We start from the raw sequence: 13,061 nt of genomic DNA on the forward strand, positions 1-13,061 counted from the left end.
GAAGCACAGTGGTTCCTCCCCGTGCGATCGGCTCTGCTCGAGGAAGACAGCTCGATCGTGATCGACAACATCGACGCCCTCAGTGCGTGGTTGGCCGGTCAGCTCGCCGGCCCCGTGCGAGTCAGCCGCAACCAGGTCGTCCTCACCAGCGCGCCCGTACCCGACCTCGACAACCCGCACCGCGCCCTCGCGTCCTTGGCCCTGACCCGGCACGAGCTGCAACCGCTGCGCACCTACCCGCACAAGCTCGCAGCAGTCGCCAAGTCCGTTCTGGCAGAGCTACTTCCCGAATCCACCGTCGAGCTCGCCCCCTCGGCCCTCCACCTTCTCGCCACACAGCCGTGGCCGGGCAACATCCGCGAACTGCGAGCGGTCCTCGAGTACGCCGCCCGCGGCCGAGAACGCGGAATGATCGTCGAACACGATCTCCCGGACACGGTGCGCATGAACACCAGCACTGCCCGGTCACTGACCTTGATGGAGACCGCCGAGAGGGACGCGATCGTCGCCGCCCTGCGGGCGTCCAACGGGAACAGGGCAGCTGCGGCAGCGGAACTCGGCATCGGACGGACGACGCTGTATGCCCGTCTGCGCCGGTACGGTATCGCGGAGTCGGTACCGCGGCCGGGTGTTCGTAATCGGAACAGTTGAACCGTCCCTGATCGACAAATGTGAGTGGGGCCACTCCAGTGGGGAGTCGGCCTTACTCGCAAAGGACGAATCTGGTGACCGTTCACGCCCAGTCCCGAGTCAACCTCGACGCAGAATTCCCGATGACGATCGGCGGTGACCCCGTCACTACCGCCGACACCGCGCCGGTCTACAACCCGGCAACCAAGGAGATCATCGCCCGCGTGCCGGTCGCCTCGCGCGGCGATCTCGACGCCGCCGTAGTGGCCGCGAAGACCGCGTTCGTGACCTGGTCCGCGACAGCACTCGAGGAGCGTCAGGCGATCGTGGCGGCGATCGGTGACCGGCTCGAGGCGCACGCCGAGGACTTCCTCGCGCTACTGACCGCCGAGCAGGGTAAGCCGCGGCCGATGGCGGAGTGGGAGGTGTACGGGTCCGTTGCCTGGTTCCGGGAGATCGCCACGCAATCGCTGGACGAGGAGATCCTCGTCGACGACTCCGAGCGCCGGGTCATCAGCCGGCACACACCGCTCGGCGTGGTCGGAGCGATCGTGCCGTGGAACTTCCCGATCCTGTTGGCGGTGTGGAAGACCGCGCCGGCCTTGGTCGCGGGCAACACGATCATCGTCAAGCCCTCACCGTTCACCCCGCTGTGCGATCTCAAGCTCGTCGAACTCGTTCAGGATCTGCTGCCATCCGGTGTGCTCAGTGCGGTCAGCGGTGACGACGACCTCGGCAAGTGGATGACCGCGCACCCCGATATCGCGAAGATTGCCTTCACCGGCAGCACCGAAACCGGGCGCCATGTGATGAGCTCGGCTGCGGGCACGTTGAAGCGGATCACCCTCGAACTGGGCGGTAACGATCCGGCGATCGTGCTCGGCGACGTCGACCCCGTCAAGGTGGCGCCGCAGATCTTCTGGGCGGCCTTCCAGAACAACGCCCAGTTCTGCAATGCCGCCAAACGCATCTACATTCACGACAGCGTGTACGACGCAGTCCGCGACGAGTTGGTGAAGTATGCGCGAACGGTCAAGGTCGGCAACGGAGCCGACGGCGACACCCAGCTCGGCCCGATCCAGAACCTGCAGCAGTACGAGAAGGTCGGCGAATACTTCGACGACTGCGCCGCGAACGGATACACCTTCGCGCTCGGCGGCCGGATCGACCCGAACGCCGACGGTTGGTTCGTGCCCGTCACCCTGGTCGACAACCCGCCGGAGGACTCCCGCCTCGTCACCGAGGAGCCCTTCGGCCCCATCCTGCCGCTGCTGCGGTGGACCGACGAGGCCGACGTGATCGCCCGGGCCAACGACACCATCTGGGGCCTCGGTGCGACGGTCTGGGGTCAGGACCTCGAAGCGATCGAGCGGATCGGACGCCGCCTCGAGGCCGGCACGGTCTGGCTCAACGAAGTGCACCAGTACTCCCCCCATCAGGTGTTCGGCGGGCACAAGCAATCCGGAATCGGTGCCGAGAACTCCCTGCACGGACTCGCCGAGTACACCAACAACCAGACCATCACCCTGAACAAGGCGCGGAACGTCGTCTCCTGACCGCATCGGCCCTTGCTCCGATGACCCGCCCCACCAAGAAGGAACTTAGTTTGATGGACACCACCGCTGCTGTTCTGCGCTCCTCCGACGGCCCGCTCACGCTGGAAGAGCTTCGTATCGACGATCTGCGCCCGCATGAGGTGCTCGTGCGGGTCGTCGGATCCGGAATCTGCCATACCGATCTCGGCGTCATCGCCGGCCACGAACCCGATCAGTCGCCGATCGTGCTGGGTCACGAGGGCTCCGGCATCGTCGATGCAATCGGATCCGAAGTCACCACCGTCGCCCCGGGCGATCACGTGGTGCTCTCCTACAACTTCTGCGGCGAGTGCGACAACTGCGTTGAGCACAACGTGCCCCAGCATTGTCGACACTTCGTCGAGCTCAACCTCGTCGGGGCCCGCCTCGACGGCAGTACGGCGTTGGCCCACGGCAACGAACCGATTCGTGGCCACTTCTTCGGCCAGTCGTGCTGGGCGGCCCACGCCGTCGCCAACGAGCAGAACTGCGTGAAAGTGCCGCGCAATCTGCCCCTGGAGCTGCTCGGCCCCCTCGGGTGCGGCATCCAGACCGGCGCCGGGGCAGTCTTGAACACCCTGCAGCCCGAACCCGGTTCCTCGATCGTCATCTTCGGGGTGGGCTCGGTGGGACTGGCCGCGTTGCTCGGCGCGGTGGCCGCCGACTGCAGCACCATCATCGCCGTCGACATCCAGCAGTCCCGGCTCGAGCAGGCGACCAAGCTCGGTGCCACCCATACAATCAACTCGGCCACCGAGGATGTCGCCGCCCGGGTCCGTGACATCACCGGCGGCCCCGGCGCCCAGTATTCGGTCGACTGTATTGCGCTGCCGGCGGTGCTGCGGAGCGCTCTCCAATGCCTGCAGTCCCCCGGTGTCTGCGCCACCGTGGGTTTTCAGGGCATGTCCAACGAGATCACGATCGATCAAGGACATCTGCTGTTCGGCCGCACCCTGGTAGGAGTCATCGAGGGCGACGCCATCCCCGCCGAGTTCGTCACCCGCATGATCGACCTGTATCAGGCCGGGCGGTTCCCTTTCGACGAACTGATCACCACCTTCCCCTTCGAGCGGATCAACGACGCCCTCGAGGCGGCCCACCGCGGCGAGGTCACCAAGGCGGTCTTGACGTTCGACACCTACTCCCGCGAAACCGAAACCGAAAGCGCAGAGCAGTGAGTGATCTCCACGCCGCGGCCCTTCCCTCGGTTGGCCCCGGTCAAATTCTCCCGTTCGCCGCTACCCGCCATCCCGACAAGATCGGGTTGGTGGTCGGCGACCGCCGGCTGACCTACCGAGAACTCGACCACCTGTCCGACGGGGTCGCCGCATCCCTGCGCGCCCGCAACATCGGGCCCGGGGACGTGGTCTCGCTGTACGGTCAGAACAGTGCCGAGTGGATCGTCAGCTACCACGGCGCCCTCAAAGCCGGCGCGGTGGTGAACCCGGTGAATGTGATGCTCACCGGTCCCGAACTGTCCTACGTCCTCAGCGATTGTGGTGCGAAGGCGGTGTTCGCCGGGTCCGCACAGGCGGACACCGTAGAAGGTGCGCTCCAGGCTGTGACGTCGGTCGAACTGTTCTGCGTCTTCGACGGTCCCAGTGGGGCACACGAGAACGCGGTCCCCTGGGCAGAGTTCCTGGATTCGGCCAGCGACACCTCAACCACACCCACACCGAAGGTGACACCGAAAGATCTGTGCTGCATCGGATACACCTCGGGCACCACCGGTAACCCGAAGGGAGCCATGCAGACGCACCAGGCTGTGCTGCTCAACTGCGCCCTGACGGCGACCATGCACGGTCGGCTCGACGACGACATCGTGGTCACCGCCCTTCCGGCCGCGCACGTCTACGGGAATGTCGCTATCAACAGCACCTTTTTGGCCGGTGGGACGGTCGTGTTGATGGACCGGTTCAACGCAGCTCACGCTCTACGCCTGATCGGTACCGAGAGCGCCACGATGTTCGAAGGTGTCCCCGCGATGTACTCGATGATCATGGCCGACCCCTCGTTCGAGACCGCCGAGTTGTCAAGTCTGCGCAAGAGCACCATCGGCGGCCAGACCTTCAGCCCGAGCCTGGCCGAACGGTGGCAGGCCCGTGTCGCCGGGCCGGTGCTGGAACTGTGGGGCATGACCGAGATTTCCGGGCTCGGCACCACCCACTCCGTTTACACTCCTCCCGTACCGGGGTCGATCGGAGTTTCCTTGCCAGGTATCGAGATCAAGATCGGTCCCATCGACGGCAGCTTGAGTGAAGTGCCCGTCGGCACGCCAGGTGAACTCATGGTGCGCGGGCCGCTGGTAATGCTCGGGTATTACGGTCGCCCAGATGCAACCGCGGAGGTGCTCAGTCCGGACGGGTGGCTCCGCACCGGTGATGTCGCGTACGTGGACGACACCGGCCATTTCTTCGTCGTCGACCGACTCAAGGACATGATCCTCACGGCCGGATACAACGTGTACCCGGCCGAGATCGAACGCGTCATCAGCTCACACCCCCAGGTGACGATGGTCGCGATCGGCAAACGCCCGGACGAGGTGAAAGGCGAGGTCGCGGTCGCCTACATCGTGGCCGCGCCCGACAGCGATCTCGACGCCACCATCATCTCCGAATACTGCAGGGTGCACCTCGCCGCCTACAAACGCCCCCGCGAAGTCGTCTTCGTCGACGCCCTCCCGACAACGTCCTCAGGAAAGCTGATGCGCCGCAAACTCACCGAACTCGATCCCACCTTCACCCGGTAGATTCCGGGTTTGCACAACGAACTGGATCACCAACCATCGCACCCGATGCCAAACCGAACTCGATACTTGCAGGTACTCCGATCACAGCTGATCCGCGCGTCAATACTGTCCACGCACAAGTGAAAGCACCCGTCCCGCATCCGAGGCGGCGTCGAGGACCTCTCGAAACGGAGAACATGTTCATGGCATCGCCAAAACRACCTGACTTGCTCGTCCACTGCGCCTTGTGCTGGAAGTCCTCGAAGAGAAACCCACCGACCGAGGGTGAACAGTGTCCTTCCTCGACCTTCTCAGYGTGGCCGAGAAGGGTCCACCACGTCTCGGCATGCACGATGACGCGGAGGCCGTTCGAACTGCGTTGGAGAGCCTCAACGGCCCGACCGTCATCGTCGTGCATTCCTACGGAGGCATTCCACCTCATCTATCTGGCAGCGTTCCAACCTGATGTCACCGAGTCGCTGCTCGCGCTGACCGGCGGTGAGCATCCAGCCTGGACGAACGTCGAGGGCGATGTCATCACGGTGGTCGCCTCACCATGCATCGTCAAGTGTTCGCGGTTGGAGCATTGTGGCTTCGACAATCGCGTGCAAAATGAGCGATGTATCAACCCGCCATACATGCAGACGTCGAGCCACGAACGGGCTGGCCTCGCGATTCGAAGGAGAACGACATGACCGACATTTCAAGCAAATCGATCGAACAAATCTCTCGCCGTTGGGTCGACCTGTTCAAGGATCGGGACGGCATAGCCTTCGCGGCACAGTACAGCGACACTGGCGAGTACATTGACCATGCTTTCCAACTTCGCAGGACGGGCCGAGAATCGATCGCTCTACACATCGACATCTGGAGCAACTCAATTCCGAACTTCGAGATGAAAATCGCTAAGATCGATGTCGTAGGGTCACGGTCGATGTTCTCATTCGTCGGGTCCGGCACTTTCGAGAAAGACCTCCCCACGATGGCGGCGACCGGTACTACCTTCTCCTACAGGGGATTCATTGTTCTTTCCGTGAACGAACAAGGACTCATCACGCGGACTGAAGAGTTTTACAGCACCAGCTTTCCGAATGGGATTCCGTTCGAGGACTATAACTTTCGGGGAAGCAGTGCTCCGTTGGTTCGATAGGTTTTCGCCGCCTTTTCAGCCACGGCACGAACACCGAAACTGTGCCTACCGACGCAAATGACACGGACGACAGTGCTGCGGCGACAGGCGTGAGTGCCACTCCGCCGTCGTGAACTGTCGTACYGGTGACACAGCTTCGCTATGGTTCCGCGATTCGGTCATCGACGAACGCCGACAACCACGCTCCGACGGCTTGACAGTGGCCTTGACTTCGACGGCGGTACGGTGATCACCGTGATTCCGGCAAAGCAACACCCACCCCGGTGAAAAATCGTTCCCGCTCAGCCACAATCGGGTCTGGTCGGCGTGAGAAACCGGCCGGGTCGTCGAATACACCGCAACGAACCCGAGACCGGCCACCGCCTCCACCTCGTCCCGGCCCGGCTCGGTGGCTGCCCGAAAATGCTTGCCACCTCTGCCACGCCGTCGACCAGATCGACGCCGACCTCCGGCGACTCGTCGAGTACCTCAACCAGATCACCCGCGACGCCATACAGGTCACCGCCCTCCAATTGGCCTACGCCCGGCACGGTGACCTCGGGATCCTCATCACCTCCACCTACGGTGGCGAGATCGCCGCAGCCAAAGCTCGCACCTCAGCCGACACCACCACCCGGGGGACGAAGGACAGCTTTCTCGACACCATCGGCTCCGACACCGACCGCGCGAGCGCCGAGAAACTCTACGCTCCTCGACCAGGTCGACGACCGGCGCGGAACCCACGACGACCTCTGGTGCGGCAACCAACCCGGGTGTGGCATCTTCTTCCACCCCTACGGGCCGCGGTACGCGCCGATCCAGTTGTGGATCAACAAGGCCGGGCAGCTGATGGCCTACGGCAACTGGTACCAGTACGACAAAATCAAATACCACCGTCGGTTCGCCGAACTCGCCCATCTCGTCGGCCAGGACCACCAATCCACTGCGAAAGGCTTCCCCATCGCCGACCTCCCCGACCTCGACCAGTTCTGGTCCGTCACCCTGCGATGCGCCGAACACATCAACCGACCGGACGCCGGGGCCGATCACCGGGACGTCGGCCCGACACCGCAATCCTCTGACCCGAACCGGCACGCCTCGGTGCCGGTCCGCGAGCGTCGATCAATGGCACCGGGAAAGAAATTCGCCACGCCGCGGTCCGTGGTGGCCGACGACGAGCGGCATCGTCGCGGGCCCTACTCGGCACCGCGGGATTCACCGTCTCCGCGATCACCCTGTTCCCATGCCGGCGCATCTGTGAACTGCCAACACGGCAATCGCATGTGCGGTCACCATCCGGACTGACCCACACCACCCACCATCGTCCCCGGCCCACAGGTGGCTCCATCAAGACCACCACACCTCGGGGTGCCGCACCGCCGTCAATCACGTCGAAGCCCACCGTGATCTTTCGACACTGTTCAGCTCGTCGAGAACCTCATCGACCGTGGTCGTCGGGATGCGGAAGTCTTCGCCCTCCGACGCGCGGAGACAGTCGCGTACGTAGGCGAGCATGGCGAGTTCACGCTCGAGGTCTGCTGCGGTTCGGTCGCCCACGGCCTCAGCCTGTGCTGGGCGGGCGGTCATCAGAGCGTGCCGCTCGCCACACACGAGTGGCACCCTCAGCGCGGCGCAGCATCCTCGTCACGGGGAGGGACTTGGCGTTCGAGCAGCTCGGYCAACTCCTCGATGGTGACCTCCACGGTGCCGAACAGGGGATCGCCCTCCCTGGCGGCGCGGGCGACAGCCCGGCGGAGACGTTCGGTGAGGTGGGCATGCAGCGGATCCGTCATGACGGACAAGTCTGCTGCACCCGCATCACCGTGCTCACCCATGCGCGCCCACACGTCCCGCATGGGTGATAAGCACTCGGCGGTTCTCATCGGATCGAGTGCAGGATGTGCCGGTGAAGTGACCTCCCCATGGACGGCTGCCGGGCTTTCCTGCACAGCTGCGGCGCCGGCCAGCGCCCCGGCGTTCCCTGGTCCCCGACCTCCAACAGGCCAGCGTGGTCGGCGCACACCCTCGATGCTGCATCCTCGCCGTCGCCGCGGCACCGGTGTGCCCATTCCAAATTCTTTGGTCCCGTTCGTCAACACCGGCGGGGAGCACTTCACGGATCGGGACCACGAACTCGCCGGATACACGGCCTCGATGCCGCACTGCCCGAACCCGGAATCGGGGAAATACCATGGCCAGATGGCGCCCGACCATCAAGGCCACGAAGCCGCGCGTCCGCACCCTCCGCAGCGGGGCGCAGCCGACAGCGTCATCGAAATGCGCGGACTGTCGAAACGCTTCGGTGATCTCGTCGCCGTCGACGCGCTCGACCTCGATGTCCATCGGGGTGAGGTGTTCGGGTATCTCGGCCCCAACGGGTCCGGGAAAAGCACCACGATCCGCATGCTGTTCGACTTCATTCGTCCGTCCGCCGGAACCTACACCGTGCTCGGCGGCAGCGGCGCCGACCCGGCGATCCGCCGCCGGGTCGGCTACATCCCCGGCGAGCTCCGGTTCGATCCCCGATACACCACTTCAGACCTGATCGCGTTCTACGGCCACCTCCGCGGCGACATCGACACGACCTACGTCGACGAGCTCCTCGCACGCTTCGACCTCGATCCGGCGCGGCCGATCGGGCAGCTCTCCACCGGCAACCGCCGCAAGACCGCAATCGTACAGGCGTTCCTGCACCGTCCGGAGCTGCTGATCCTGGACGAACCCACCGCGGGTCTCGACCCGTTGCTGCAACACGAGTTCCACCAACTGATCGGCGACGTCACACGCGCCGGCGCGACGGTGTTCCTGTCCTCCCACGTCCTGCCCGAGGTGGAAGCGCTCGCCGACCGCGTCGCGATCTTGAGGACGGGCCGGCTCGTCACGRTCGCCGCCGTCGACGAACTCGCCCGCCACGCCCGCCAGCACATCGACCTGCACCTTGCCGGCGAAGCGAKTGCCGAGCCGTTCGAGAAGCTTCCGGGCGTCGTGCGCGCCACGGCGTCCGGGGCGGTGATCCGGCTCGTCGTCGAGGGCGACGTCGACGCCGTCCTCAAGGCGGCGGCGACGCTGCCGGTGCGGCGGATCGTCACCCACGAGACCGACCTCGAGGACGCCTTCCTCGACTTCTACCGGGACCAGCCGTGAAGGTTCTGGGGCGTTTCCTCGCGGACCGGCGTCGCTCGATGGTGTGGTGGTCGGGCGGCGTGGCCGCCTACGTGGCGGTCAACAACGCGTTCTACCCGACGATCAAGAACGTGACCGGGATCGAGAACCTTGTCAAAAACCTTCCGGACACCTTCAAGACCCTGATCGGCTCGAGCGACCAGATCCTCATCACCTCCCCGCCCGGGTACCTGCAGGGCCGATTGTTCGGCCTCACCCTGCCGGTCCTACTGTTGATCTTCGCCGTGGGGGCCGGCGCATACGCGATCGGCGGGAGCGAGGAGGACGGCACCCTCGAACTGCTCCTGTCCAACCCGGTGACCCGCGGACGTGTCCTGATCGAGCGATTCGTCGCCGTCGTCGCGCTGTCGCTCGGCCTCGGGATCGTCACCACCGCGAGCCTTCTCGCGTTCTCCCCACCCTTCGGTCTGCTCGTGGGTGTGTCGATCCCCGGACTCGTCGCGGCGGTGTTCGCGGCGACCGCATTCGGGCTGATGCACGGCGCGATCGCGTTTGCTGCCGGCGCCTGGACCGGCCGCCGGTCGGTGGCGATCGCCACCGCCGCAACCGTGGCCGTGGTGGGAAACCTCCTCAACGCCGTCGCCGTGTCGAGCGAGAGCCTGCACTTCCTGCGGTTCGCCTCACCCTGGCACTGGTACGGGGGTCGCAACATGCTCGCGCAGGGGATCGCGCTCGAGCCGTTCCTCGCTCCGATGGCCGTTTCCATGGTCTGTGCGGCGGTGGCCTGGTGGAGCTTCCGACGGCGGGATCTGCACTGACCACCCGCCGCACATGGAATGAACTTCGAACCGCGTCACGTCCCACCCCGGCGGCCACCGACACCGCGACGGTCATCACGTAGTCGACGAGCAGGGCGGCGGCGACCGTCAACCCGGCGGACGGCCCCAGGTTGCGGTTCGCGACCTCGTAGGATCCGCCGCCGCTGGGGTAGGCGAACACCACCTGCCGGTAGGAGAGCACCACCACCGCCAGCAGCACCACCACCGCCGCACCCAGGTACGGGGTGACAGGTACGCCAGTCCGCCCAAGGACAGCACCAGCAGGATTTCCTGAGTGGCGTAGGCCACCAACGACAGCGGGTCGGAGGCGAAGATCGGCAGCGCCAGCCGCTTGGACAGCAACTGGTCACCGAGATGCTCACTGCGCAGCGCACGACCCAGAATCAGGCGCCGCACCGCATGGACGGCTTTGGACACCGCCGAAGCGTACGGCCTGACAACGCCGAAATCCGCCGCCGAGGCGTAAGGATTCCGCTAAGAAACCAGCCCGCGCGGCAGCCCTCTGCTACGACCGAACTCGGTGCCAGAGATTCCTCCGGACGGATCAAGCCTCACAGGCCATACCGAACATCATGCGACGAACCTCCACATCGGGTAAGCATTGTGCAGGGCGTCGGTCAACCCCATCCAGGACCGTTCATAATTCGCGTCCGGTCGATGATCTCGGTACTCGAAGGGCAGGTCAATGGCCACCCAGAAGCGGGCGGAAGTCACTCGTCGCGCGTTGCTCCATGCCGCGGCCGAGGTATTCACCCACCGCGGCTACGCAGAGACGAAGCTGAGCGAGGTCCTCACCCAGGCCCGGGTCACCAAGGGGGCCCTGTACTTTCACTACGCCTCCAAGGAAGAACTCGCCCGCGCCGTCATCGAGGAGGGCACGAGGCGGTTCACCGCCGTGTGCACCCCGTATCTCGCCTCCCCCGCACCGGCATTCGAGACCATGATCGGCATCTCCTTCGTCACCGTCGACGCCGCCCTCCACGACCCGGTGATGGGCGCAACGTTCCGCCTCATCACCGAAATGGGCGACTACCGAAGTTCCGAGACGGACACCTTCACCACCTGGATAACCACCTACCAACTCCTCGCCCGCCGGGCAATCGACGAGGGCGACCTGCGCGAGGACACCGATCCGGACGCAGTCGGGCAGCTCCTGGTGGAACTCTTCGCCGGGGCACGCCTCCTGGCGACGGCCACCGACACCCTGCCGACGCGGACCGCGATGGCGTGGGATCTGCTGCTCCCGGTGCTGGTGACCACACCGAAGATCGACTACTTCCGACAATTCGTCACCCGAAGGCTGCCTTCGGTGCGCCCGCCGTGAAGGGTGCTGTCAATAAGGGCCGAGGAGCCTCGATGTAACGGCACGCAGGATAGAGCCCCCCGGAGTGCTTGTTCGATCAGGAAGTCCTTGACCATATCGGCGTCGAGGCTGCGGTACCAGTCCAGGTCGGGGATGTGGTCGCGGAGCAGGGTGCTTGCCGGAAAGGCCGAGCGCGGAAAACGACGCTCGGTAACCCTCGAGTTGTGTAAGCGAGGTCCCTGCCAGCAACCACCCCAATCCGCGAGTAGTCACTACATACGGGTCTACGACGGGGGTTGGACGCGGCCCCAGCAACTGCTCAGCCGGATTACGATCGGGCGACGCAGGCTGTTTCAGCTGAGCCGGGAAACCTGGTAGTGGCTGATCAGATCGCCGTCGAGCGATTGGCGGATCAGCACGCTGAGGTTCACGGTCAGCGTCGGCCGGTCCGTGAAGGAGAAATCGACGCTCAAGTAACCGAGCACCACGTCGTCGGCGAGTCGACGGGTTTCGAGGATCCGGTACCCGGCGGTCATGCCCGGCGGCTGGGATTCGTAGTAGTCGGCGACACCCTGCCGTCCGACTGTATATGGGTGCAGGCCTTGGAAAATCGCGTCCGCGGTGAACCCGGCGGCGACGCGCTGGGGCTCGTGCGCGTCGACGGCGGCCTTCCACCGGTCGAGCACCCCGCGCAAGATTTCTTCGTTTTCAGCCGTGCTGTTCATGAGATGTCCGCCTCGCTCTCAGTGCCCGGCGCTCTGGCCGCCGTCGACGTGCAGGATCTCGCCAGTGACGAACCCGGCGTGCTCGAGGTAGAGGATCGCGTCCACGACGTCGTCGATCTCGCCCAGCCGGCCGACCGGGTGCAGGGTGGCGAGCGCCTCATGCGTGTCGACCGGGTGCATCGGGGTGCGGATGACGCCGAGCGCGACGGCGTTGACCCGGATTCCGCGGGTCGCGTACTCGACCGCCAGCGACTTGGTGACCGCGTTCAGCCCGCCCTTGGTCAGCGATGCGAGTGCCGAGGGCACCCGCGAGTTGGCGTGGTCAACCAGCGTGGTGGAGACATTCACCAGATGGCCGCCGCTACCGTGGGCAAGCATCGCGGCGACGGCGCCGCGGGAGATGTCGAAGAAGCCGCGCAGGTTCACGCTGGTCACGACGTCGTAGTCCTCGTCGGTGTAGTCGGTGAACGGCTTGGCGACGAAGATGCCCGCGTTGTTCACCAGTGTGTCGATCCGGCCGAACCGCGCCAGCGTCTGCTCGACGATGTCGGCGCCGGTTCCCCGCTGGGACAGGTCGCCGGGCACGGTCAGCACCTCGGGATCGTCGGATGCGCCGATGGAGCGGGAGGTCGCGACGACGGCGTAGCCGAGCTTCCGGTAACCGGTGACCAGGGCCGCGCCGATGCCCTGGGAAGCGCCGGTGACGATGACAACTTTCTGGGTGGTGCTCATATGTCGACTTACTCTCTTTCGCAACGGGGTTGGCGCACAAGGACTCGGTGACCGAAAATCCCGGAAATACCGTTCGGAACACGGGTGGTTTCGTTCACGAATCGATGATGCGCGCGCGGCGGAGGTCCGCGCCACGACCTGTTTGCTCCCTCCTGGGAGGCGCAGCCTCCTACGGCGCCCCCGGCTTAGCGGTGGGGGTCGTCCTCGGGCAGCCAGACTCCGCTGGCGTGGATGCCGAGATCATCGACATCCCGGGTGAGGGCGTCGGCGGCGGCGAG

Annotated in this window: 13 protein-coding genes and 1 pseudogene; 9 read left to right on the plus strand and 5 right to left on the minus strand. The window is 65.2% G+C overall.

Features of this window, described 5'->3' with window-relative positions; translation table 11 throughout:
• The 6 genes from AC1DWT_RS44775 to AC1DWT_RS44800 form a co-directional block, all read left to right on the plus strand.
• Positions 1-651, plus strand: a 651-nt coding sequence (locus tag AC1DWT_RS44775) for a helix-turn-helix domain-containing protein (protein ID WP_477925743.1), incomplete at its 5' end; no start/stop codon positions are given.
• Between the two features lie 74 nt (positions 652-725).
• On the plus strand, positions 726-2,186 hold the full coding sequence (locus tag AC1DWT_RS44780) for an aldehyde dehydrogenase family protein (RefSeq protein ID WP_206012268.1): 1,461 nt from the start codon (positions 726-728) through the stop codon (positions 2,184-2,186).
• Between the two features lie 53 nt (positions 2,187-2,239).
• Positions 2,240-3,382, plus strand: coding sequence for an NAD(P)-dependent alcohol dehydrogenase (locus tag AC1DWT_RS44785; protein WP_477925744.1), 1,143 nt, complete (start codon positions 2,240-2,242; stop codon positions 3,380-3,382).
• Positions 3,379-4,953, plus strand: a complete 1,575-nt coding sequence (locus AC1DWT_RS44790; RefSeq protein WP_206012270.1) for a class I adenylate-forming enzyme family protein — start codon at positions 3,379-3,381, stop codon at positions 4,951-4,953. The genes AC1DWT_RS44785 and AC1DWT_RS44790 overlap by 4 nt, the downstream gene beginning before the upstream one ends.
• A 670-nt stretch (positions 4,954-5,623) precedes the next feature.
• Complete coding sequence (locus tag AC1DWT_RS44795) at positions 5,624-6,082, plus strand: nuclear transport factor 2 family protein (RefSeq protein ID WP_072947464.1); 459 nt, start codon at positions 5,624-5,626, stop codon at positions 6,080-6,082.
• Between the two features lie 801 nt (positions 6,083-6,883).
• Positions 6,884-7,366: a hypothetical protein gene (locus tag AC1DWT_RS44800; protein ID WP_241031200.1), complete on the plus strand. Its 483-nt coding sequence runs from the start codon at positions 6,884-6,886 to the stop codon at positions 7,364-7,366.
• Positions 7,367-7,447: 81 nt separating this feature from the next.
• On the opposite strand, the gene AC1DWT_RS44805 is transcribed toward AC1DWT_RS44800, so the two are convergent.
• Both AC1DWT_RS44805 and AC1DWT_RS44810 read right to left on the minus strand, forming a co-directional pair.
• Positions 7,448-7,618 (minus strand): hypothetical protein, encoded by a 171-nt coding sequence (locus AC1DWT_RS44805; RefSeq protein ID WP_167372093.1) that lies wholly within the window; start codon positions 7,616-7,618, stop codon positions 7,448-7,450.
• A 65-nt stretch (positions 7,619-7,683) separates the two neighbouring features.
• The gene (locus AC1DWT_RS44810; protein ID WP_477925745.1) at positions 7,684-7,854 is read right to left on the minus strand and encodes a hypothetical protein; all 171 of its coding nucleotides are present in this window, start codon (positions 7,852-7,854) and stop codon (positions 7,684-7,686) included.
• A 406-nt stretch (positions 7,855-8,260) separates the two neighbouring features.
• Here AC1DWT_RS44810 and AC1DWT_RS44815 point away from each other — a divergent pair, with 406 nt between their 5' ends.
• Positions 8,261-9,205, plus strand: a complete 945-nt coding sequence (locus AC1DWT_RS44815) for an ABC transporter ATP-binding protein (RefSeq protein ID WP_477925746.1) — start codon at positions 8,261-8,263, stop codon at positions 9,203-9,205.
• Entirely contained in the window at positions 9,202-10,002 is an 801-nt protein-coding gene (locus tag AC1DWT_RS44820; RefSeq protein WP_241031201.1) for an ABC transporter permease subunit, read from the plus strand. Before AC1DWT_RS44815 ends, AC1DWT_RS44820 begins: the two co-directional genes overlap by 4 nt.
• Positions 10,003-10,045: 43 nt before the next feature.
• Here the strand turns inward: AC1DWT_RS44820 and AC1DWT_RS44825 are convergent.
• Positions 10,046-10,440 (minus strand): annotated as a pseudogene (locus AC1DWT_RS44825) (DNA-binding protein); the annotation flags it as partial.
• 268 nt (positions 10,441-10,708) lie between these two features.
• On the opposite strand from AC1DWT_RS44825, the gene AC1DWT_RS44830 reads away from it, so the two are divergent.
• Positions 10,709-11,347: a ScbR family autoregulator-binding transcription factor gene (locus AC1DWT_RS44830; protein WP_206012273.1), complete on the plus strand. Its 639-nt coding sequence runs from the start codon at positions 10,709-10,711 to the stop codon at positions 11,345-11,347.
• A gap of 332 nt (positions 11,348-11,679) precedes the next feature.
• On the opposite strand, the gene AC1DWT_RS44835 is transcribed toward AC1DWT_RS44830, so the two are convergent.
• Both AC1DWT_RS44835 and AC1DWT_RS44840 read right to left on the minus strand, forming a co-directional pair.
• On the minus strand, positions 11,680-12,051 hold the full coding sequence (locus AC1DWT_RS44835; protein ID WP_206012274.1) for a YybH family protein: 372 nt from the start codon (positions 12,049-12,051) through the stop codon (positions 11,680-11,682).
• Positions 12,052-12,069: 18 nt separating this feature from the next.
• Positions 12,070-12,783 carry an SDR family NAD(P)-dependent oxidoreductase gene (locus AC1DWT_RS44840; protein WP_206012275.1) on the minus strand — a complete coding sequence of 238 codons (714 nt, stop codon included), beginning with the start codon at positions 12,781-12,783 and terminating at the stop codon, positions 12,070-12,072.
• Between the last annotated feature and the right edge of the window lie 278 nt (positions 12,784-13,061).

The sequence above is a fragment of the Rhodococcus sp. P4_B6 genome, assembly GCF_056402215.1.

Excerpts from the sequence above, each read along its gene's own strand:
- AC1DWT_RS44785 (WP_477925744.1), top strand. The coding sequence starts at position 2,240 with ATGGACACCACCGCTGCTGTTCTGCGCTCCTCCGACGGCCCGCTCACG.
- AC1DWT_RS44830 (WP_206012273.1), top strand. The coding sequence starts at position 10,709 with ATGGCCACCCAGAAGCGGGCGGAAGTCACTCGTCGCGCGTTGCTCCAT.
- AC1DWT_RS44795 (WP_072947464.1), top strand. The coding sequence starts at position 5,624 with ATGACCGACATTTCAAGCAAATCGATCGAACAAATCTCTCGCCGTTGG.
- AC1DWT_RS44840 (WP_206012275.1), bottom strand. The coding sequence starts at position 12,783 with ATGAGCACCACCCAGAAAGTTGTCATCGTCACCGGCGCTTCCCAGGGC.
- AC1DWT_RS44835 (WP_206012274.1), bottom strand. The coding sequence starts at position 12,051 with ATGAACAGCACGGCTGAAAACGAAGAAATCTTGCGCGGGGTGCTCGAC.